The sequence below is a fragment of the Nitratireductor thuwali genome (assembly GCF_036621415.1).
Taxonomy (GTDB): Bacteria; Pseudomonadota; Alphaproteobacteria; order Rhizobiales; family Rhizobiaceae; genus Chelativorans; species Chelativorans thuwali.
Map to the genome: position 1 here is coordinate 1,726,526 of NZ_CP030941.1, position 22,111 is coordinate 1,748,636.

Annotated in this window: 17 protein-coding genes and 1 tRNA gene; 5 read left to right on the top strand and 13 right to left on the bottom strand. The window is 63.7% G+C overall.

Going from position 1 to position 22,111, the window contains the following annotated elements; all coding sequences use genetic code 11:
- Nucleotides 1-37 precede the first annotated feature (37 nt).
- From NTH_RS08290 to NTH_RS08300, 3 genes are read left to right on the top strand one after another with little or no spacing between them, the layout of a single operon-like run.
- Complete coding sequence (locus tag NTH_RS08290) at nt 38-1,282, top strand: ROK family protein (protein ID WP_338529578.1); 1,245 nt, start codon at nt 38-40, stop codon at nt 1,280-1,282.
- Nucleotides 1,279-2,703 (top strand): hypothetical protein, encoded by a 1,425-nt coding sequence (locus tag NTH_RS08295; protein ID WP_338529579.1) that lies wholly within the window; start codon nt 1,279-1,281, stop codon nt 2,701-2,703. Before NTH_RS08290 ends, NTH_RS08295 begins: the two co-directional genes overlap by 4 nt.
- A 3-nt stretch (nt 2,704-2,706) precedes the next feature.
- Nucleotides 2,707-4,335, top strand: a complete 1,629-nt coding sequence (locus NTH_RS08300) for a CRTAC1 family protein (RefSeq protein WP_338529580.1) — start codon at nt 2,707-2,709, stop codon at nt 4,333-4,335.
- Nucleotides 4,336-4,342: 7 nt separating this feature from the next.
- Here NTH_RS08300 and phoB read toward each other — a convergent pair whose 3' ends face one another.
- From phoB to NTH_RS08355, 11 genes are all read right to left on the bottom strand, one after another.
- Complete coding sequence (gene phoB / locus NTH_RS08305; protein ID WP_338529581.1) at nt 4,343-5,032, bottom strand: phosphate regulon transcriptional regulator PhoB; 690 nt, start codon at nt 5,030-5,032, stop codon at nt 4,343-4,345.
- 13 nt (nt 5,033-5,045) lie between these two features.
- Nucleotides 5,046-5,753, bottom strand: a complete 708-nt coding sequence (phoU, locus tag NTH_RS08310; protein WP_338529582.1) for a phosphate signaling complex protein PhoU — start codon at nt 5,751-5,753, stop codon at nt 5,046-5,048.
- A gap of 39 nt (nt 5,754-5,792) precedes the next feature.
- The gene (gene pstB, locus NTH_RS08315; RefSeq protein WP_338529583.1) at nt 5,793-6,608 is read right to left on the bottom strand and encodes a phosphate ABC transporter ATP-binding protein PstB; all 816 of its coding nucleotides are present in this window, start codon (nt 6,606-6,608) and stop codon (nt 5,793-5,795) included.
- A gap of 13 nt (nt 6,609-6,621) precedes the next feature.
- On the bottom strand, nt 6,622-7,914 hold the full coding sequence (pstA, locus tag NTH_RS08320; protein WP_338529584.1) for a phosphate ABC transporter permease PstA: 1,293 nt from the start codon (nt 7,912-7,914) through the stop codon (nt 6,622-6,624).
- Nucleotides 7,915-7,918: 4 nt separating this feature from the next.
- Complete coding sequence (gene pstC, locus NTH_RS08325; RefSeq protein ID WP_338529585.1) at nt 7,919-9,298, bottom strand: phosphate ABC transporter permease subunit PstC; 1,380 nt, start codon at nt 9,296-9,298, stop codon at nt 7,919-7,921.
- A gap of 80 nt (nt 9,299-9,378) precedes the next feature.
- Nucleotides 9,379-10,413 (bottom strand): PstS family phosphate ABC transporter substrate-binding protein, encoded by a 1,035-nt coding sequence (locus tag NTH_RS08330; protein WP_338529586.1) that lies wholly within the window; start codon nt 10,411-10,413, stop codon nt 9,379-9,381.
- Between the two features lie 191 nt (nt 10,414-10,604).
- Nucleotides 10,605-15,218 carry a PAS-domain containing protein gene (locus NTH_RS08335; protein ID WP_338529587.1) on the bottom strand — a complete coding sequence of 1,538 codons (4,614 nt, stop codon included), beginning with the start codon at nt 15,216-15,218 and terminating at the stop codon, nt 10,605-10,607.
- A gap of 136 nt (nt 15,219-15,354) precedes the next feature.
- On the bottom strand, nt 15,355-15,600 hold the full coding sequence (locus NTH_RS08340) for a YMGG-like glycine zipper-containing protein (protein WP_338531838.1): 246 nt from the start codon (nt 15,598-15,600) through the stop codon (nt 15,355-15,357).
- Between the two features lie 183 nt (nt 15,601-15,783).
- A tRNA-Glu gene (locus NTH_RS08345) sits at nt 15,784-15,858 on the bottom strand.
- 64 nt (nt 15,859-15,922) lie between these two features.
- On the bottom strand, nt 15,923-16,333 hold the full coding sequence (locus NTH_RS08350; RefSeq protein ID WP_338529588.1) for a VOC family protein: 411 nt from the start codon (nt 16,331-16,333) through the stop codon (nt 15,923-15,925).
- Complete coding sequence (locus tag NTH_RS08355; protein WP_338529589.1) at nt 16,330-16,716, bottom strand: fimbrial protein; 387 nt, start codon at nt 16,714-16,716, stop codon at nt 16,330-16,332. The genes NTH_RS08350 and NTH_RS08355 overlap by 4 nt, the downstream gene beginning before the upstream one ends.
- Nucleotides 16,717-16,743: 27 nt before the next feature.
- On the opposite strand from NTH_RS08355, the gene NTH_RS08360 reads away from it, so the two are divergent.
- Nucleotides 16,744-17,772, top strand: coding sequence for an RluA family pseudouridine synthase (locus NTH_RS08360; RefSeq protein ID WP_338529590.1), 1,029 nt, complete (start codon nt 16,744-16,746; stop codon nt 17,770-17,772).
- A 176-nt stretch (nt 17,773-17,948) separates the two neighbouring features.
- Nucleotides 17,949-18,863: an RNA polymerase sigma factor RpoH gene (gene rpoH, locus NTH_RS08365; RefSeq protein ID WP_338529591.1), complete on the top strand. Its 915-nt coding sequence runs from the start codon at nt 17,949-17,951 to the stop codon at nt 18,861-18,863.
- A 108-nt stretch (nt 18,864-18,971) separates the two neighbouring features.
- On the opposite strand, the gene NTH_RS08370 is transcribed toward rpoH, so the two are convergent.
- Together NTH_RS08370 and NTH_RS08375 are read right to left on the bottom strand one after the other, a co-directional pair.
- The gene (locus NTH_RS08370; RefSeq protein WP_338529592.1) at nt 18,972-20,594 is read right to left on the bottom strand and encodes a hypothetical protein; all 1,623 of its coding nucleotides are present in this window, start codon (nt 20,592-20,594) and stop codon (nt 18,972-18,974) included.
- Nucleotides 20,595-20,695: 101 nt separating this feature from the next.
- The gene (locus NTH_RS08375) at nt 20,696-21,994 is read right to left on the bottom strand and encodes an adenylosuccinate synthase (RefSeq protein WP_338529593.1); all 1,299 of its coding nucleotides are present in this window, start codon (nt 21,992-21,994) and stop codon (nt 20,696-20,698) included.
- Nucleotides 21,995-22,111: the final 117 nt, after the last annotated feature.

A 22,111-nucleotide genomic window follows, 5' to 3' on the forward strand; every position in this document is an offset into this window, starting at 1 on the left:
GCAAGTTGTACCGAGCCCGCCGGGAGGAGAAGACTTGATGACGGTCGGAATCCGTCACGACGAGATGCGCAAGCGCAATCGGGCGATGGTCATTGCCGCAGTCCGCCAGGCGGACAGGCCCTCGCGCACGCACATCGCGCGTGTGACAGGCCTCAGCCATTCCACCATCTCCGCCATTGCCTCCGATCTCATCGAAGAGGGCATCATGCGCGAGGTGCCGCCCGGCGAAGCCGCCGCGCCGCGGCGCGGACGGCCGCAAATTGCCATCGCACCCGATCCCGAGGCCGCCCGCGTCGTCTGCCTCATCCTGTCCTTCAACAGCCTGTCGGCCGTGCTGGTGGACTATTGCGGCGCACCCGTCGCCCGGTACGGCTACCGCCTGCCGACACTGGCTCTGAGCCGCCAGGAGCTGATGGATGCGACCGTGGATGCAGTGAGGAAGGTCACCGCCGGCCATGGGCAGATCATGCGCATAGGCATCGCCGTGCAGGGCATTGCCGATTCGGCTGGCAGGGAAATGCTGTGGTCACCCATCAGCCCCCACGCGAATGTCGCCTTCGGCCCGTTGCTGGAGGATGTTTTTTCGGTTCCGGTGACGGTCCACAACGACTGCAATCTCATCGCCGCCGCCCTGCGCTGGCTCCGGCCCGAGCGCTATCGGGACAATTTTGTTGCGATCCTCCTGTCCCACGGCATCGGCATGGGCCTGATGCTGAACGGCCATATGTTCACGGGCGAGCATTCGTCCGGCTGCGAGTTCGGCCATATGAACCACCGGCCGGACGGGCCCCTCTGCCGCTGCGGCAAGCGCGGCTGTATTGAGGCCTTTGCCGGCAACTACGCGATCTGGCGGCGCGCCCATGGCAAGAGCCCGTTAGAAAAGCCCATCGCCGACATCGACGCTTCGGAGATGGAAGCACTCGCCAATGCCGCCCGGGCCGGCGGCGAGCGGGCTGGCGAGGCCTTCCGCGAGGCCGCCGAGGCGCTCGGCTACGGGCTGGGCAATCTGTTCGCGCTGATCGATCCCGCGCCCATTGCCGTGGTCGGACAGGGCACGGCGGCGTTCGACCTCCTGGAACCGGGAATACGCCGGTATCTGGCACAGACGGCTGGCGGTCAGCATGCCGACGCCATCAGCTTTGAGACGGAGAGCAACGAGGTTCCCCTGATCGAGCATGGATGCGCAATGACCGCTCTGACCAGCCTGGATAGAGACTATTTTGCGCCGGCCCTCCATCTGGCCCTGCCGGTCGGCGCCCCGGGAAGGGAGGACGTCGCATGAACCTCCGCACATGGAAAAGGTTGGCGCTCCTGGGCGCCGCCCTTTGCACGATGCCTGCTCCCATGGCCGGCGCGGAGCCCTGGAACGAGGCGGTGATGCCGGGTGCGGTCGAACAGGACACGCTTGCGGACAAGCTGGACCGCGCCGCGCTGGACGCCTTGCGCGAGCGCGGCGAGCATCTCTTCATCGGCCATTTCACGCCAGCGGACGGCGTGGGCCGGCCTTTCGCGACCCAGGCGATTGTGCCGACCAAGCGCAAGCGCCCGCCCGAGAACGGCTTTTTCCGTTCGGCCGGGATGGACGCAAATTCCTGCGCAGGCTGCCACAATATGCCCATCGTCGGCGGCGCCGGAGATTTCGTGACCAATGTCTTCGTATCCGAAGGTTTCGAGAGCGCCGATTTCGATAGCCTTGACCCCCAGTTTTCCAATGAACGCGGTTCCAACCATCTCTTCGGCGCCGGGCTGATCGAACTGCTCGCCCGTGAGATGACGGCCGACCTGCGCGAGACGCGGCGGCGGACCCTGGAGGCGGCGCGTGGGACCGGCAAGCCCACCACGGCCACCCTCGCCAGCAAGGGCGTCTCCTTCGGAACGATCACCGCAGAGCCCGACGGCATGCTGGATCTTGCGGGTGTCGAGGGCGTCGACGACGATCTCGTCGTGCGCCCGTTCAGCCAGAAGGGCGTGATGACGTCGATCCGCCAGTTCACCGTCAACGCGCTCAATCATCATCACGGCATGCAGGCCACCGAGCGTTTCGGTCCGCGCTGGACCGGCGAGCGCGACCACGACGGTGACGGGGTCGAGGATGAGATCCGCGACGGCGACATTTCGGCGCTGGTGGCATGGCAGGCAGGGCTGAAGGCGCCCGTCGTCTTCGAACCCGAGCAGCCTGAATGGGAGGCGCCGGCCGCGCGCGGCAGCGCCCTGTTCGATGCGATGGGCTGCGTTGCATGCCACAAGCGCGCCTTGCCGCTGAACTCCTTGGAGTTCGCAGATCCCGGCCCGCTGGATATGGCCGGAACGCTGCGCGACGGCGAACTGGCCGAGCCCGTGACCTACGATCTGGCCCTGCTCGAATGGGCGAGCACCCTTCCCCGGGATGCCGAAGGCAATGTGCTGGTGCCGCTGTTTGGCGACCTCAAGCGCCACGTTATCGCCGATCAGGAAGTGGCGACGCTCGGCAACGAGCTCCTTGCCCAGCGCTTCGTCGAGCGTAATGTCTTCATGACCGCCGAACTCTGGGGTGCAGGCTCGACGGGCCCCTATGGCCACCGCAACGACCTGCCGACGCTGGATGAGGTGATCCGCGCCCATGGCGGCGAGGGGCGGGCCGCGCGCGACCGCTATGTTGCCGCCTCCGACGAAGACCGAACCGCGCTCGTCGCGTTCCTGAAGACGCTGGTGATCGAGGAGTAGGCAATGCGGACCGCGATTGCGATAACAGCGCTACTGGCTTGCATCCCGGCAAGCATCGCCGGCCCCGTCAGCGATGTTCCTGCGATGCAGGAGGAGGCGGTCGAAGCCGGCATCGACCACGCCTATCGGGGCCCCTGGGAATATTTCGTAGGCGGCGGCGCAGCCTCCTTCGACTGCAACGGCGACCGCATGCCGGACCTCCTCATTGCGGGTGGCAAGCTGCCGGCGAAGCTCTACATCAATCGGAGCAACACCGGTGGCCGCCTTCGTTTCGAGGCGGTCGAGACCGGGTTGAAGCCTCGCGATCTCGAAAAGGTGCTCGGTGCATACCCGCTCGATATCGACAATGACGGTTACCAGGACCTCGTGCTGCTGCGCCTCGGCGAGAACATCCTCTTGAAAGGCGGGCCGGAATGCCGCTTCGAGCCGGCCAACGAAGCCTTCGCCTTCGAGGGCGGGCGCGAATGGACCACCGCCTTTTCCGCCACATGGGAGGAAGGCAACGCCTACCCGACTTTGGCCATCGGCAACTATGTGGATCGCACCGCCCCCGGCGCACCCTGGGGCACCTGCCACGACAATGCTCTATACCGCCCCGCGCAAGGGGAAGAAGGGCCGCTGTATGACGACCGCCGCCCGCTGGCGCCCGGCTATTGCACCCTGTCCATGCTGTTCACCGATTGGAACCGCTCGGGTACGCAGGACTTGCGGATCACCAATGACCGGCACTATTATCGCGGCGGCGAGGAACAGCTCTGGCACGTGGAGCCGGGCCGCGCGCCCCGGCTCTTCAGCCGGTCGGAGGGCTGGCGGCATCTGACGATCTGGGGGATGGGCATCGCCGAGGGCGACATCGACGGCAACGGCTACCCCGAATACGCTCTCACCTCGATGGGCGACACCAAGCTGCAGCGCCTCGACGAGGAGGCGGCGGAAGACCGTCCGATCTACACCGACATCGCCTTCGAGCGCGGCGCGACAGCGCACCGGCCCTACAAGGGCAGGGATCTGAAGCCCTCCACCGGCTGGCATGCGGAGTTCGCCGACTTCAACAATGACAGCCTGCTCGACCTCTTCATCGCCAAGGGCAATGTCGAGCAGATGCCCGATTTCGCCGCCATCGATCCCGACAATCTCCTGCTCGGCCAGTGGGACGGTTCTTTCGCGGAAGCGGGCGGCACGGCGGGCATCGGTCTGCCCACAAAGGGCCGCGGCGCGGTGGTCGAGGATTTCAATGCCGACGGCCTCCTGGATCTGTTGGTCGTCAACCGCGAGCAGCCCGCGTCCCTGTTCCGCAATCTCGGTGCGAAAAGCGAGGCGGGCCCGAGGCCGGGCGGCAACTTCGTCGCCATAGAACTCGCCCAGAAAGGCCCCAACCGGAACGCGGTGGGCGCGCTCGTTTCGGTGAAGATCGGTACCCGCACGGTCAACCGCACCGTCCAGGTCGGCGGCGGGCATGCCTCGGGACGAACCGGCTTCGTCCACGCCGGCGTCGGCACCTCCGAGCGCGCCGAAATCCGCGTCAAATGGCCTGACAGCGAATGGAGCCCGCCCTACCGCGTCTTCGCCAACAATTTCGTGCGGATAGAGCGTGGCGCGGTGGAAGCGCGGTACTGGTACCCGCGGGAGTAATCGCTCTCTACGCTTCCCGTATCGCGTAGCCGGCGCCGCGAATGGTACGGATGACGTCGGGCATGCGGCCCTGGTTCACGGCCTTGCGCAGCCGGCCGACATGCACGTCCACGGTGCGCTCGTCGATATAGATCGTCTCGCCCCACACATTGTCGAGAAGCTGGCTCCGCGAGAAGACGCGGCCTGGGTGCTGCATCATGAACTCCAGCAGGCGGAACTCCGTCGGCCCGAGCCTGATTTCGCTTTTGCGGCGGTAGACCCGGTGCGATTCCCGGTCGAGAATGATGTCGCCCACCTTCAGCACCGTCGAAAGCACCTCCGGCTTGGCGCGGCGCAGGAGCGCGCGCACCCGGGCGATGAACTCGGGCGTCGAGAACGGCTTCACGAGATAGTCGTCGGCACCGGTGGCAAGGCCGCGCACGCGGTCGCTTTCCTCGCCCCGCGCGGTCAGCATGATGATGGGCAGGCGCTCGGTGTCCGCCCGCATGCGCAGCCGGCGGCACAGTTCGATGCCGGAGATCGCCGGCACCATCCAGTCGAGCACCAGCAAATCGGGAACGTTCTCCTGGAGGCGGACCTCTGCTTCATCTCCGCGTGTGATCATCTCGACCTGATAGCCTTCGGCCTCGAGATTATAGCGCAGCAGGACGCATAGCGGTTCGTCGTCCTCGACCACCATGACTTTGGGTGCGATCATCCAGTACTCTCCGCTATTGCGCGCTCATCGTCATTTGCGTCTCGTCCAGCTTCGGACGCTGGACTGGAAGCTGTTCGCCCGTGAGCACATAATAGGCGTTCTCGGCGATGTTGGTGACGTGGTCGCCTATGCGCTCCAGATTCTTCGCGCAGAAAAGCAAATGGGTGCAGGCGGTGATGTTGCGCGGGTCTTCCATCATATAGGTGAGGAGTTCGCGGAAGACGGACGTGTAATGGATGTCGATCTTCTCATCCTCGTCGCGCAGCTTGGTCAACGCGTCGGGCTGGCGCTCGACATAGCGTTCGACCACCGAATTGACCTGGACGATGACCATCTGGGCCATTGCGTCGATCGAGTGGGTGAGGCTGCGCGGCGTGGCGCTGTCGCCGACCGCGCCCACCCGCTTGGCGATATTCTTGGCCAGGTCGCCGATCCGCTCGAGGTCGGATGCCATGCGGATGCCTCCGACCACGGCACGCAAGTCCTGCGCCATCGGCTGCCGCTTGCCGATCAGGGTGATGGCCTTCTCGTCCAGGTCCCGCTGCTTGGCGTCCATGATCGTATCGTCGGAGATGACCCGCTGCGCCAGGGCATTGTCGGATTTGAGGAGAGCCCGCGTGGCGTCGTGGGTCATCGCGCCGGCGAGGTCGCCCATATCCCGGATCAGCCGGTCGATCTGCTCCAGATCCTCGTCGAACGACGTAACTGTATGCTCGCCCATGAAAACGGTTCCTTGTGAAAAAAACGTCCTGCCAGCCGGTCAGCCGAAGCGGCCTGTAATGTAGTCCTGGGTGCGCTTGTCTTCGGGATTGGTGAACATTTTGTCCGTCGGCCCCTCCTCGACAAGGTTGCCGAGGTGGAACATGGCTGTGCGCTGTGAAACGCGCGCCGCCTGCTGCATGGAATGCGTGACGATGACGATGGTGTAATTCTCGCGCAACTCGTCGATCAGCTCTTCCACACGGGCCGTGGCGATCGGGTCGAGCGCCGAGCACGGCTCGTCCATCAGGATGACCTCGGGCGAAACGGCGATGGCGCGGGCGATGCACAGGCGCTGTTGCTGCCCGCCCGAAAGGCCCGTGCCAGGCTCGTGCAGCCGGTCCTTCACTTCGCTCCATAGACCGGCCTTCTGCAGGCTCCGCTCAACGACCGCGTCCATGTCGCTCTTGGCGTTGGCCAGCCCGTGAATGCGCGGTCCATAGGCGACGTTTTCATAGATCGATTTGGGGAACGGGTTGGGCTTCTGGAAGACCATGCCGACCCTGGCGCGCAGCTCGACCACGTCGATACGCGGATCGTAGATGTCCTCGCCGTCGAGCGTGATGTCGCCGGTCACCCGGCAGATGTCGATCGTATCGTTCATCCGGTTGAGACAACGCAGGAAGGTCGACTTGCCGCAGCCCGAAGGACCGATAAGCGCGGTCACCTGGTTCTCCCGGATGTCGAGATCCACATCGAACAGGGCCTGCTTCTCGCCATAGAAGACGCGAACCTTTGAACCCTGCATCTTCACCGCTTCGTGCGCGGGCGTCTTGTCCATGGCGTTTTCTATGGCGGCATCTGTCAGCATGTTCATATCCCTCACTCCGTCACCAGCGACGTTCAAAGCGTTGCCGCAGATAGATCGCGAACGCGTTCATGAAAATCAGGAAGCCCAGCAGCACGAGGATCGCGGCCGACGTACGCGAGACGAAACCACGCTCGGGGCTGTCCGCCCATATGAATATCTGCGTCGGCAAGGCTGTCGCCGGATCCATGATACCACCGGGCGGCGAAGTCAAAAAGGCGTTCATGCCGATCAGAAGCAATGGCGCGGTCTCGCCCAGCGCCTGCGCCAGGCCGATGATCGTGCCCGTCAGGATGCCGGGCACGGCTAGTGGCAGCACATGATGCAGAATGACCTCGTGCTTGGAAGCGCCAACGCCCAGCGCGGCTTCACGGATGGACGGCGGTATCGATTTGAGTGCCGCCCGGGTGACAATGATCATCGTCGGCAGCGTCATCAGCGCAAGGACAAGGCCGCCCACAAGCGGCGCCGAACGCGGCAGGCCGAAGATCTGGATGAAGACCGCCAGGCCCAGAAGCCCGAATACGATCGACGGCACCGCCGCCAGATTGTTGATGTTGACTTCTACAAGGTCGGTCCAGCGGTTCCTGGGCGCGAACTCTTCAAGATAAATCGCGGCGGCAATACCGAGAGGAAACGAAATGACAAAGCAGACGAGAAGGGCATAGAACGAGCCGGTGATGGCGCCGGCCAGGCCCGCGAGCTCCGGGAAGCGGCTGTCGGCGTTCAAGAACAGGCCCCAATTAAAGGGCGTAGTGACAAGCCCTCGCTCCTCCAACGTCTCGAACAGCGCGATTTCCGTGTCCGAAACGCGGCGGCGGTCTTCCGGCAGATCGCGGTCGATCACGCCCTTGTTGAGCTGATCGAAGGGATCGGACGCCGGCACCTTGAGCGTAATGGTCTGTCCAATGATCTCCGGGTTAGCGACCACGTAGTCGCGCAGGATGTTGGGCGTCCCGTTCGACAGGATGCGCGAGGCCACGCGCTGTTCGGCTGCGTCATCGACATCGGGAAACAGCTTCTGCGCCGCATCGGCGACGACGGCGCGGAAGTTGCCGCTTGCCGGGTCATCCGCCGGCACGTTCTCCGGATCGACGGTGAACTCGACCGCGATATGGGTCTGCACAAAGGCCGTATGCCCCGTGATGATCAGCGACGCTATCAGGATGCCAAGCAGCCCGATGGCCGTGATGATGGAGGCCAGACCGTAGAGCCGAAGGCGGCGGTCGGCGGCATACCGGCGCTTGCGGATTGCCGCGGCTTCCGGTGAGGACCAGTCGAATGGTTTGGGCGTCGTCAATGTGTTTTCGGACATGGGTCTACTCATATTTCTCGCGGTAGCGGCGCACAATGCGCAGAGCGAGGACGTTCAGGCACAGCGTCGAGACGAACAGCACGAGCCCGAGAGCGAAAGCCGACAGCGTCTTCGGATTGTCGAAGGAGGTGTCGCCGATCAGCAGCGTGACGATCTGCACGGTAACCGTGGTCACGCCGTCCAGCGGATTGGCCGTCAGCGTGGCGGTGAGGCCGGCGGCCATGACGACGATCATAGTCTCCCCGATGGCGCGGCTGGCGGCCAGCAGAACACCGCCCACGATGCCCGGAAGCGCCGCGGGTAGAAGCACGCGCGTGATCGTTTCCGCCCGCGTCGCGCCCAGCGCGAAGGAGCCGTCACGCATCGATTGCGGCACGGCACGCAGCGCATCGTCCGACAGCGAGGAAATGAAGGGCAGGATCATGATGCCCATGACGCCGCCCGCCGCCAGGGCACTGTTCGGCGAGATGGAGAGACCGATGAGGCTGCCGGCTTCGCGGATCGCGGGAGCGACGGTAAGAATGGCGAAGAAGCCGTAGACTACCGTCGGCACACCGGCGAGGATTTCGAGGATCGGCTTGACGATCCCACGGAAACGCTCGCTCGCGAATTCGACCAGGTAAAGGGCTGACAAGAGTCCGATCGGCACGGCGACGATGAGAGCGATGGCCGCGATAAGCAATGTTCCCGTGAACACCGGCACGGCGCCGAAAGCGCCCGTTCCGGCCACCTGATCCTCGCGGATGGCGATCTGCGGCTCCCAATTGAGCCCGAAGAAGAACTCCTGCGGCGGCACCAGCATGAAGAACTGGAGCGCTTCGTAGGTCAGCGATACGATGATGCCGATCGTCACCAGGATCGCCACGACGGCCGACGTGATCATGATGATATCGAGCGCCCGTTCGAAATTCTGCCGCGCGCGGAACTTCGGCGCCATGCGCACGCGTGCCAGATAGAGCGCAATGGTGGAAACGGACAGCGCCACGACGACCATTGCCCAGCCGGCGATGGCATGCCATCTCTGATACCGTTCGGCGGCGGCGCGTATTTCGGGAGAGGGTTCGCTAAAGATGCGCCCGGAGGCCACGTTCTTGATTTCACTGAGATAAAGCGAAAGCTGCGACGTCGAGGCTCCTTCGGTCAGGCTCGACGGCAGCGACGCGAGGATGAGACGATCGATGACGCCGTCCTGGGAAAGCAGCCACAGGACGACAAGTATCAGGGCGGGCAACCCCACCCAGACCGCAGCGAAGGCGCCATGATAGAGCGGTCGGGAATGAACCTCCGCTCCATGGGCCGCAACGAACCTGTTGGCTGTCGACCGCCCGACATAAAAGGCGACGAGCGACAGCGCGAGGATGGCGAGAAACAAATATCCGGTCACGGCCGTCTGCATCCTTGGCTGCGTTCAAGTTGGAGCGCGCCGCGCGGAGTGCTCCCCGCGGCGCGCTATCGGCATGGCGATTACTGAGTGTAACGCGTAAGGTTCTTGCCAGCGATGGCAGCTTCGCGAACCTCGGCGCGACGCTCGTCGGAAAGCGGGATCAGGCCGCGCTCCGAAAGATACCCGCCGGGGCCCATGGCCTCCTCCGACACATACTCTTCCACGAACTCCTGGAGTCCGGGAATGACGCCGCGATGCGCGTTCTTCACGTAGAAGAACAGCGGCCGCGAAACCGCATAGCTCTCGTCGGCAATGGTCTCCGGCGTCGGCTTGACGCCGTCAACAGCCACCGCCTTCAGCGTGTCCTGGTTCTCGTAGAGGAAGGAGTAGCCGAAGATGCCGAGGGCGTTCGTATCGGCCTGCAGGCGCTGGACGATCAGATTGTCGTTCTCGCCGGCTTCGACGAACGGGCCGTCCGTGCGCATGCGCTGGCAGACTTCATCCTTGCGGTCGCCTTCCAGTGCCTCGATAGCCGGAAACTCCTCGCAGCCCTCTTCCATCACCAGCTCGACGAAAGCGTCGCGCGTGCCGGAGGTGGGCGGCGGACCGAAAACGGTGATTTCGGTGTCGGGCAGCGACGGATCGATCTCGTTCCAGCGGGTGTAGGGATTGGCGACGACTTCGCCGTCCACTTCCACCTCTGCGGCGAGCGCCTGGAAGATCTGCGCCTTGGAAAGGTCGAGATCGGCGGCATCGACGGAATGGGCGATGGACAGGCCGTCAGAGCCGATCTGCACCTCGGTGATGCTCTCAACGCCGTTTTCGAGGCAGAGCTTGTATTCGCCCTCCTTCATGGCGCGCGAAGCGCCGGTGATGTCGGGATGGTCGACGCCGACGCCGCCGCAGAAGATCTGCATGCCGCCGCCTGTGCCGGTCGATTCGGTCACTGGCGCTGCGAAACCGCCGGTGTTGCCGAATTCTTCGGCCACCGCCTGCGTGTATGGGAACACGGTCGACGAGCCGACGATGCGGATCTGGTCGCGCGCCTGAGCGGCGCCGGCGGACATCGCAGCGGCAAGGGCCGCAACGGACGCCGTGAGAAGGATTTTCTGCATTGGGCAACTCCCTGTTCGGAATTCGATATGACGCCGATATGGGGCGACGAGGAGTGCCTTAAAGGGCCTGTGTAACAGTTCGATGACACTTATGTGTCGCAGCGATTAAGATGCGAACGATCATGGTTTCCGCAGTTCGATCTGCCATTCGGCCGAGCTCATCGATTCATCGAACAATAAAATGAAGCCGTCTATCGTGCTGCCGCGCCAGCGAGGCGTCTGTCTTCCGACCAGCGGTCGATCTTCTCCAGAAGCGCCTTCGGGCTGATCGGCTTGGAAAGGTAATCGTCCATGCCTGCCTCAAGGCAGCGCTCCCGATCCCCCTTCAAGGCATGGGCGGTAACGCCGATGATCGGAATGCGGCTGCCGCCGGCCTCGGTGCCGCGGATGGCGGCTGTCGCTTCTAGCCCGTTCATTTCTGGCATCGAAACATCCATCAGGATGATCCGGGGATTGAGCCGGGCAAAGTTCTCGACGGCCTCGCGGCCATTGTTGACGATTTCGAAGGTAAGCCGCGTTTCCCCGAGTATCTGACTGAACACGAGCTGGTTCACCTCATTGTCCTCGGCAACCAGAATATCGATCCCGTGCCCGTTGTCGTCGCAACGGCCTGCGCTCGACCGCACCTCCTCGGCCGGCTCCAAAGGCGCTCTCGCCTGCGCCGCAGGTACCTGGACGTCGGTGTCCGAGGCAGGCGCGAAGACGGAAGATGCCAGGCCTTCAAGGGCCCGTCTTCGCTGTATCGCTTCGACCACCGAATGGAGCAGCAACTGAGAGCGCGCCGGCTTGATCAGTTGCGCTTCGAACGCAAGATCCCGCGAGCCCAGAACCGAGGTCGAGTAATCGACCGACGTCAACAGGACAAGCGGCGTCTCGGCCAGCGCCGGGTCCGCCCGCACGGCGCGGGCAACGTCCACCCCACTCATGCCCGGCATCTGGTAATCGAGCACCACGCAGTCGACTTCTATGCCCAGGCCCTGCGCCGCTCGCAGCACTTTGAGCCCCTCTTGGCCGTTGGCCGCCGCGCAGGAGTCAAATCCCCAGTGCGCCATCTGCTCCGCCAGGATAAGACGGTTGATCGCATTATCGTCGATGATCAGTACCCGGGCGCCGGTGACGTCGGCCGGCAGCACTGCCTGCTTCACATCATCCTCGGCCCTCGGCAGCGTAATCGAGAACCAGAAGGTCGAGCCCTCTCCTTCCCTGCTTTCGACGCCTATCTCGCCGCCCATCAGGTCGACGAGCCGCGACGTTATGGCAAGCCCAAGGCCCGTCCCCTCGTGGCGCCGGGTCGAGGAGGCGTCAACCTGGCTGAACTTGTCGAAGACGAGGTCCATCTTGTCTGCCGGGATGCCGATGCCGGTATCCTGCACCCTTACATGGAGATCGACATCGCCGTGCGCCTCGGAGCCGGTGACGTCGACGAGCACATGGCCGCTTTCCGTGAATTTGACGGCATTGCCGACCAGATTGGTCACGATCTGGCGCAACCTGCCCACATCCCCCACCAGCCGCGGCGGCAATGCCGGCGCCACATGCACGATGAGTTCCAGATCCTTTTCCTTGGCGCGCGATGACATCAACGTTGCCACGTCCTCGATGGCCTCGGCTAGCCTGAACGGACTCGCGTCGAGCACCATCTGGCCGGCGTCGATCTTTGAGAAATCGAGGATGTCGTTGATGATCGTCAGCAGCGCGCTGCCGGACTTCAGGATGATCTCGGAGAATGTCTTCTGCTTGGCTGTCAGTTCCGTCTTGGCAAGCAGTTCCGCCATGCCCAGCACGCCGTTCATTGGCGTTCTGATCTCGTGGCTCATATTGGCAAGAAACTCGGATTTGGCGCGGTCGGCCAGCACCGCCTTCTCCTGGGCGATGCGCAGTTCGTGCTCGCGCCGCTTCAATTCCGTCACATCCGTCGTCGAGCCGATCAGATAGAGTGAGCCGTCCGACGCCACGAGCGCATCCTTGCGAGCGATCTGGTAGCGGGTGTTTCCCGCCGCGTCCTGCCGCGTTTCCTCTATTTCCAGCGAGCTTCCGCTGCGCATGACCGCAAGGTCGCTCTCCTGGAAAGCCTGGCCCTGGGCGCCGAATATTTCCACGTCCGTCCTGCCGAGCGCGTCCTCGGGCTTGATTCCCACCAGGTCCGACCAGCCCTTGTTCACGTAGGACAGCTTCAAATCCGGCTTCTTGGCATAGATGGCGACGGGAACGTTGTCGATCAGGTTTCGGAAAACCTCGTTTTCCCGCATGCTTTCGCTGAGTTGGTGCTCACGTTCCTTCAGTTCGGTGATGTCGACCCGAACGCCGATGAAGGTGCCGTCTTCCCGCCGCGTGTCGAAGACCTTGAACCACCGGCCGTCAGGATTGCGTCTTTCGAAGACGTTGGATTTTGCCCTGTAACGCCCCAGATAGCCTTCCATCCAGGCTTCCGGATGCGTATCGTAGAGGCTGTCGAGCGCTTGATCGCCGCTCTCCCGGAAATAGCCGGCCTCGTGCCCGAGCGTCAGCGCCTCGCGGAGCGGCGCGCCCGGCTTCATGGCCGGAACCAGCTTGGGCAGGGCGTCGTGGATCTTGCGGTTCGCCAGCACGAACCGGTCGTCCCGGTCATAGATGACGACGCCCGCCGGCAGCGTATCCAGCACATTGGCCAGCTGCCGCCGCGCCTCCTCCGCGTCCCTTTCGCGGCGTTTGAGATCGGAGACGTCGAATATGGTGCAGGCCAGGTAATGGTTTCCCGACGCCGTGCTGACGCGGTTCTTGCGGACCATTCGGGTTCCGGCGGCACCCGACAGCTCGAAGTCCTCCGCCACCTCATAGTCCTGGCCAGTTTCCAGGACCTCGCGCTCATTGGCTTCGAACGATGCGGCCTCTTCGGCCGACGTGAAATCGATGGCCTTCTTGCCGATCATTTCGCCTGGCTCGGCTCCGAGAATTTCGGCGAAGGCCTGGTTGGCGAGCACGAACCTGAGATCGGCATCCTTCACGAAGATCGGACTTGCCAGGCTGTCGATGACGGCCTGTGCGAGCTTGGAACGCTCCAGCGCATTCGCCAGCTCTTCCTCGCGCGATTTCATCTCCGTGACGTCGTAGTAGGTCAGCATACGCCGACCGCGCGACAGCGGCGTTGACGTGAAGATAAGCGTGCGGCCGTTCACGAGGGAGATTTCGCGAGGTTCGCAGGCGCCGGCGCGGATTTCCTCCAGGCGCTGGCTTAGATAGACTTGCCATTCGGCGTCGGAGAAATCATACATCCCGTTGGCGCGATCGGCTTCAAAAAGATCGATGATCGAGCGGCCTTCTACCGGCTCATCCACCGGGTAGTCCCACAGATCGATACAGGCCTTGTTGACGATGGACGCCGTCATGTCGGCCTCGACCACCACCACGCCTATGCGCATGCTGTCGACGGTGCGCCTGAGATCGGAGAGCGCCAGTTCCGCCTCCTCCTTGGCCTTGGCAAGGTCGGCCTCACGCCGCACACGTTCGGATATGTCGGCGCGGATTCCCACCCGGTCTCCGGCTGCCGTCAACTGGTCGCGGCGACGAATCCAGCGGCCATCATGGGTTTCGAAGACGAAACTCTCGCCCACTTCCGCGTCTCGCGCGGCGCAGCGTTCCTCGACCCATTCGGCCTCGCGCCCCTTCGCGTCCTCGACCAACCCGGAATGGGCAAACTCGCTCAACAGCTCCCTGTGTGACCGTCCGGGGGTAAAGTCGCAAATATCGGCGAACTGGCCGCGAAAGGCACCGTTGCAGGCGACGAGCCGGCCGTCGGCATCCCAAAGCACGAAGCCGTCATCCAGCGCCTCGATCGCGGATTGCAGCCGCATGCGGGCGGTTTCGGCTTCCTGGCGCGCGGCTTCCAGCGCCTTCTCGTGCCGCTTGATGGCCGTGACGTCGGTACAGATGCTGACGGTGCCCCCGTCCTCGGCCCTCTGCTCCCGATGAAGGACGAAGCGGCCGTCACGAAAGGCGATCACGCTTTCTGTCCCGCCCCTCGCTGCCCGGATCTTCAGGATCTGCTCGGCCCATTCCCGCTTCTCGATATCCCCCGTATCCCAGAGATCCCGCTCAAGGCCGCTATGTATCAGCGCCGCGAACGACACGCCGGGGCGGATGACGTCTTCCAGCCCGGCATACATTTCCACCAGCGCCTTGTTGTAGACGACGAGCCGGTCATCGCTGTCATAACAGGCGAAGGCTTCATTGGTGGCCTCCAGCGCGGACCAGAGCCGCTCGAAATGCTGGTTGTCGGACAGGCCTTCCTTCAGGGTACTTTCGCGGATCTCGCGCAGGCTGAGATCACGCCGCGCAGCCTTGAGTTCGTCGGCAAATGAAAGAAGCCGCGTCAGAGCGCGCCCAAATCCCCTGTAGCCGCGGAAGTTTCCCTTCTCGTCATGCTTGGGAACGCCGCTGACGGAGACCCACAGCCGCTGGCCCCCGCCACCCTGCATCTCGAACAGCCGGTCGCAAAAGGCCTCGCGCGCCGCGACCGCACCATGATGCGCTGCCGTGTCGAATCCAGATTCCGTGACCACCTTCACGACGTCGAAGCGCGACCGGCCGATTATCCGTTCGGCATCAATGCCGGTATGTTCCGCGAATCCCGGCGACAGCCATGTCAGCTTCAGCTCGGCATCGCATTCCCAATACCAGTGCGCCACCATCCCCGAGAGCTCGACATGAACCGAGTCGGGAAAATGGTTTGGCTCCATGGCCGAACGCGGCATGCCATCCCTGCGTTCGCCCCTGGCCGCTGCCTCTCCATGCCGTTTGGAGATCGGCTCCCCGCTTTCCACCACCATGCCCCCACTGCACATATGGGCCGACAATGGCGGGTAAGGCTTAACGTTTGGCTAAGGTTAACGCTGGAAATCAGCCGTCGGCCGGGAGCCGAAGACAGGCCGCGGCTCGTCGGTCGCCCGGTAGTGCCCGCTCACATCATCTGCAGCGGGCCCTGTATATGCGTCCATGCCGGTCGCGATACTCGCAGTAGCCATTGCGCAGATTGCGAACCAGCAGGCCTCCGAGTGCTCCGGCTCCGGCGCCAATCAGGGCTCCCCGTCCGCCGTCCGCGATACCACCGATAACGGCGCCGGCAGCAGCGCCTACGCCGACATCCTTTTCGGTGGTCGTACAACCACCCAATGCAACGACAGCAGCCGCGACGATAACCATCTTCCGCATCATCAAGAGCCTTCTCCATTGGCTGAACCAGCCTCCCGCAGCCACAGTTTTGCCCAGCCGCGCAAGAAGGGCAAGGAGGCACAAGCGGCTCAACGCGACGCGGAAAGCAGCGGCATCCAAAGAAAGCCTATTTGACCGGTATCTGATGCTTTTGGAGAGGCGACGCTGAGGCCCGGAAGAAAATGGTACTCCCAAGGGGAATCGAACCCCTGTTTCCGCCGTGAGAGGGCGGCGTCCTGACCGCTAGACGATGGGAGCGTCTTGAAGGCCGCGATATAATCGCGATCGCAGACAAATGCAACAGCCTTCCGCGAATGACGGCTCAATCTGTGGGCACGGCCGGTTCGATCAGGTCCCAGCGGTTCCCGTAGAGGTCGCGAAAGACAGCGACTTTGCCATAGGTTTCAGCCCTTGGCGGCTCCTCGAAATGCACTCCCTTGGCAACGAACGCGGCGTGGTCGCGGGCAAAATCGTCCGTGGCGAGAAACAGAAAAACGCGCCCGCCGCTTTGATTGCCGACAGCGGCGAATTGATCCGCACCTTGCGCACGTGCCAGAAGCAGGCTGGTCGCCGCCTCGCTGCCGCCAGTCGAAAGGACGACCCAGCGCTTTCCTTCGCCGAGCGTCGTATCCTCCTTGAGAACGAAGCCGAGCTTGCCGCAATACCAGGCGATTGCCTCGTCATAATCGCGCACGACAAGGGCGACGAGGCCAATATGCCGCTTTGGGGTCACTGCCCTTCCTCGGATATGGCGATCCGGGCCGCCGGCTCGCCTGAAGCCATATCGTAGACGACGATCTGGCTGCCGCCGTCGCCAAGCCGCAAAAGCAGCGACAGGCGGTTGCCAGACAACGTGTGGGAAACGATGCGGGCACCGGCAGGGATGGCGACCTCGCCTGACAGGATATCGCCCGGCACGAGCGGCGAAACCGTTTGCGGCTCAGCGGGCTTGGGGGTGAGCGAACGGTAGACAAGTGCGAGCACCACCGCCATAACCGCTGCGAACAGAATGGCCAGATTGATGCCCATGAAGCGCACGAGCTTCCGCCGAACACGCTCTGCCGCCGGGTCCAGCGGCGCTTCGTCCTGGTTTTCGTTGAGCGTCGGCTTGGCCATGCGTGCCCTGTCTTCGAGAGAGGAAAAATGAGCGATCCTGATAGCGAAGCGGGCGCTGAATTGAAAGAGCTCGTCGCCGCCGGCGAGGATGAGGGCAAGCGGCTTGACCAATGGCTGGCCGCCAGCCTTGCGCCCGCCCTGTCTCGCAGCCGCGTGCAGGCCCTCATCCGGGCCGGCGCCGTCACGGCGGACGGCGCGATCCTGATGGAGCCCAAGGCGAAGGTCGTTCCAGGCCGGCGCTACCTGCTCACGCTGCCGGAGCCCGAGCCTCCCGAACCCGAAGGTGAAGCCATTGCACTCGATATTCTCCACGAGGATAGCGAGCTGATCGTCATCAACAAGCCCGCCGGGCTTGTGGTCCACCCCGGCGCGGGCAACTGGACCGGAACGCTGGTCAACGCCCTCATCCATCATTGCGGCGACACCCTCTCGGGCATCGGCGGCGTGAAGCGTCCCGGCATCGTCCACCGGCTCGACCGGGAGACAAGCGGCGTTATGGTGGTTGCCAAGACCGACCGCGCGCACCGCGCCCTTGCCGAGGCATTCGCCGATCACGGGCGCAACGGCGATCTTGAGCGCGCCTATGTCGCTCTGGTCTGGGGCGCGCCGAAAAGGCTTTCGGGAAAGATCGACGCGCCGCTCGGCCGCGACCCGAAAGATCGGACCCAGCGCGCAGTGGTGCCGGCCGGCCGCGTGGATGCAAGGCAGGCCATCACGCACTACGCGGTATTGTCGCGCTATGGTCCACGCAAAGACGACCCGGTGGCGTCTCTGGTGGAATGCCGCCTGGAGACGGGCAGAACCCACCAGATCAGGGTTCACATGGCCCATGTCGGCCATCCGCTGATCGGCGACCCGGCCTATGGCCGCGCATACCGCACAAAAGCCAACCGCCTGCCTCAGCCCCTTGGCGACATGGTTGCAGCCTTTCCGCGCCAGGCGCTGCACGCCCGGCTGCTCGCTTTCCGCCATCCCGCCACCGGCAAAATCATGCGGTTTGAAGCGCCGATGCCGCCGGATTTGGCGGAACTCGTGGCTAAGTTCGCTGTTTTGTGATAGTAAGAGGCGTCGGTATCGCTCAACACACAGTAACGCTTTTGTTGACGACATGACGAAACTTTAACTTTCGGAATTTGTTCCTACATAGGATAGTGCGCGGTGCGTGCCTTTGCGGCCGCGCGTCCCGCCTGCCTTCGCGATAGGGGGCGATGATTAGACAAGGAGGGTGCTCAATGGCCCAGACATTACCGAGCATTGTTTCGGGGGAAGGCGGCCTTACCCGTTATCTTGAAGAAGTCCGCCGGTTTCCGATGTTGCAGCCGGAAGAGGAGTACATGCTCGCAAAACGCTATCGCGAGCATGACGACACCGATGCCGCGCACCGGCTCGTCACAAGTCATTTGCGGCTGGTTGCCAAGATCGCGATGGGCTATCGCGGCTATGGCCTGCCCATCGGCGAGGTTATCTCCGAAGGGAATGTCGGCCTCATGCAGGCCGTGAAGAAGTTCGAGCCGGAACGGGGTTTCCGACTGGCCACCTATGCGATGTGGTGGATCAAAGCCTCGATCCAGGAATACATATTGCGCTCGTGGAGCCTCGTCAAAATGGGCACCACGGCCAACCAGAAGCGCCTGTTCTTCAACCTGCGCAAGGTGAAGGGCAAGATCCAGGCGCTTGAGGAAGGCGACTTGAAGCCCGAGCAGATCACCGAGATCGCCACGCGGCTGAATGTCAGCGAGGAAGAGGTCATCTCCATGAACCGCCGCTTGTCCGGCGACGCCTCTTTGAACGCGCCGATCCGCGCGACCGAGGGCGAATCGGGCGAATGGCAGGATTGGCTGGTGGATGAGCATGAGAGCCAGGAGGATATGCTTGTCGAACAGGACGAGCTGGAATCCCGGCGGTCCATGCTGGACGAGGCCATGGGCGTGCTCAACGATCGCGAACGCCGCATCTTCGAGGCTCGCCGGCTTTCAGAGGACCCGTTGACGCTGGAAGAACTTTCCGGTGAGTTCGAGATCAGCCGTGAGCGCGTTCGTCAGATCGAGGTTCGTGCCTTCGAGAAGGTTCAGGAGGCCGTCCAGGCTACCGCACGCCAGCGCGCCGCATCGACGCGTTCGGCCCAGATGGAACACGCCGCCGGCTGAGCGCAACGCCGAAAAAGGCTTGCCCAGGTCACAAGCTGTCATCACGAAGGATCCGAAACGCCCGCATTTTGCGGGCGTTTTCGCTTGCAGCACCGTCCCACCATTGCGCTATTCGGTGGAAGCGCTTGAGGCCCTCGCCCATGCGTCCAGCGCCTGGTTGAAGATGCGGTCGCCCGGAACGCCTTTTTCCAGCGTCATCAATGCGCGTCGACCCGACGTGTAGGTGATCGGTATATCGATCCAGCTCTGCCGCCGCATCAAAAGCGCGTTGGTCTCCCTGTCCGCCCTTGCATCGCTGAGCGCCACCAGGAAGAAGCCGTCGGCGATCTTGGCCGAACTGCCGATCAATGCGCTGCCCGTATCCTGCTCCGTGCGCTTCATGGAAAAGCGCAGCACTTCCTTGACACCGCCTCCGGCGAAATTCTGTGGCGTCAGGAAGATCAGCTCGATGATATGGCTCGCCGGAAGCGACTGGTCCGCGTTCCGCCGGATGGTCATCTTGAGCTGGATGTTCTTCTCGGGGATGGTCGCCTCGGCATGTATGGCCGGTTCCGGCGGCAGATTGTCGCCGGGCGATTCCTCGACCAGCGACCACACTACGGCTCCGGTCCCCGCCGTTCCCTGCTCCGCGCTGGTACGCTCTTCGTAGAAGATCGCCTTTTGCCCGATGGGAAGCGCCTGGTCGTTCTGGACGCCGGCGGCAGGTTCGTCCGCCGTTTCACCCGCCGCCTCCCCATCGCCATTGGAAAGTGCGGCGCTGCCCGGCTGCGTGGCTTCGGCCACCGACGTGCCCTCGCCCAATCCGGCGTCGCCGCCTGCCGGCCCTTCGTCGATTTCCTCACCGTCGGGCGTGAGACGCTGCGTGAACTTCGTCGGCTGCTGGGCGTCCGGCACGGCTTCCCCGGACGCGGCGGTCTCTTCCGGCTCCGCCGGAGGCGCCTCTTCCTCGGGATCGATCGTTTCTGGCCCGGAGGCCGCCTCGCCGCTGTCGCTGGCCATCATCGCGTCGAAATTGGCGTAGCCGGCCAGTTGCGCCGCATTGTCCCGATATTGCCACGCGGCAAAGGCCGTGCCGGCCAGAATCACGACAAGGAGGGCGAGGACGAGGAACCCGCGGCTGTTGCCCCTGCGCGCCGCCGGCGGCGCTGCCGCAACAGGTTCCTCCTCCCGCTCCGGCATGGTCGGATCGCCGTCGTGATGGAGGACGTCGTCCTGAGCTGCAGGCTCCTCCATGTCGCCGGCATATTGTTCGGCCGGATCGGAAAGCGGCGCATGCGGTTCGGTCTGCTCCGGTCCGTCGTATTCGGACATTTCTTCGGGCATTCCCGGCGGCGTCTGGCTCTCGTCGGAAACGGCGGGTGCGTGCGAGGCCTCGCTCTCGGGCTCGGCTTCGGCTTCAGGCTCTACCGGCGGTGCACCGTGCGTCGCGGCAGCGGGCTCGATCCTGGCCCTTCCGCCCTTCAGCTCCGCGAAAATGCTTTCCAGATCGTCGGCCGGGCTTTCCTCCGGCGGCGCAACGGGGGCCGCATATTCGCTTTCGACCGCAATGATCGCATCCTCCAGCGCCTGCTTTTGGCGCTGCACGAGGGCGTCGGAGGGAGGCGGAGAGACAGCGGCCAGCTTGGCGTCGATGGTGGCCCGCGCCTTTTCATAGACGCGCGCGCGCATCTCGGGCGTGTTTTCCTTCAGCGCGTCGATCGTCTTGCGCAATACCGCAGCAAAATCCGCCATGCTCTAGCTATCCACTCCTGCCCAAGTCCCTGCCCGTGTCTTGAAGGCCTGTCTTGAGGCAGGCCAACCTATTTACCTACATACACAAAATTGTGGTGACACTAGTCTTGAAAGGGGTCCGTCACAAGTATTGCGTCCTCGCGCTCCGGGCTGGTCGAGAGGATCGCCACCGGCGCACCGATGAGCTCCTCGATATGCCGCACATACTTGACCGCCTGGGCAGGCAGGTCGTTCCAGCGCCGGGCACCGCGTGTCGTTTCCTTCCATCCCTCGAGCGTCTCATAGATCGGCTCGATGCGCGTCTGCGCGCCCTGGCTCGCCGGCAGATAGTCGATCACCTTTCCGTCCAGCCTATAGCCGGTGCACACCTTGATCTCGTCGAGGCCATCCAGGACGTCGAGCTTGGTCAGCGCGATGCCGTTCATGCCGTTGGTCACGACCGCCTGGCGCACCAGCACCGCATCGAACCAGCCGCAGCGCCGCTTGCGGCCCGTCACCGTGCCGAACTCGTGGCCCTTGGTGCCGAGAAACTCGCCGATCTCGTTGTCCTGCTCCGTCGGAAACGGCCCCTCGCCGACGCGGGTCGTATAGGCCTTGGTGATGCCCAGCACGTAGCCGACCGCCGCCGGGCCGAGGCCCGTGCCGGTCGCCGCCTGTCCGGCGACGGTATTGGAGGACGTCACGAACGGATAGGTCCCGTGGTCGATGTCGAGCAGAGTCCCCTGCGCGCCCTCGAACAGGATACGCTGACCCGCGCGCCGTGCATCGTCCAGTATCTTCCAGACACGATCGACATAGGGCAACACCTTGTCAGCCACAGAACTCAACTCCTCCATGATCGCCTCATGAGAGACTTCCGGGTGGCCCAGCCCGCGCCTCAGCGCGTTATGGTGGGTCAGGAGCCGGTCGACCTTGGCCGGCAGGCTTTCCATATTGGCAAGGTCCAGCGCGCGGATCGACCGGCGGCCGACCTTGTCCTCATAAGCCGGCCCGATACCGCGCCGCGTGGTGCCGATCTTGGTGTCTGAATTGGACGCCGCATCCTCGCGGAAACCATCCAGCTCGCGATGCAGCGAGAGGATGAGCGACGTGTTCTCTGCGATCTTCAGATTGGCGGGGGAGATCGTGACGCCCTGCGCACCAAGCCGCGCGATCTCTGCGACAAAGGCATGCGGGTCGAAGACGACGCCATTGCCGATAACCGACAACTTGCCTTCGCGCACCACACCTGAAGGCAGCAGCGAAAGCTTGTAGCTGACCCCGTCTATGACCAGCGTGTGGCCGGCATTGTGTCCACCCTGGAACCGCGCCACGACATCGGCGCGCTCGGACAGCCAGTCGACGATCTTGCCCTTTCCCTCGTCGCCCCATTGCGAGCCGACGACCACTACATTCGCCATAGATGGTTCCCTTTCTCGCCGGAGCTTGCCGGCAGGTCCTTGAAAACAACGTGCTCTATATCGTCAAGCTCGCCCAGGCGCGACCCTTGTTTGCGCCTGGGCGGCGACAATTGGGCA